Consider the following 229-nt stretch of genomic DNA (forward strand, 5'->3'; position numbering starts at 1 on the left):
CCCCATACCGTTGGTGAACTGGGTCAGCGCCGGCATTTTCAGCTCGGGCATGGTGATCAGGATGCCGATCGCCAGGGCGACGATGGTGCCGATCTTGAGGAACGTCGACAGGTAGTCCCGTGGTGCCAGGATCAGCCACACCGGCAGCACCGCCGCGACGAAACCGTAGCCGATCAGCATCCAGGTGATCTGGATCCCGGTGAAGGTGAAGGCCTTGGCCCAGACCGGA

1 protein-coding gene is annotated in these 229 nt (G+C 62.9%); it reads right to left on the minus strand.

What is annotated here, in order from left to right:
* Window positions 1-229: carbon starvation CstA family protein (locus tag ACLEJQ_RS25880; protein ID WP_440799967.1), on the minus strand; the 229-nt coding region annotated here is incomplete at both ends.

Origin of the sequence: Pseudomonas sp. SMV71, from assembly GCF_052042015.1 — a bacterium.
Lineage (GTDB): Bacteria > Pseudomonadota > Gammaproteobacteria > Pseudomonadales > Pseudomonadaceae > Aquipseudomonas.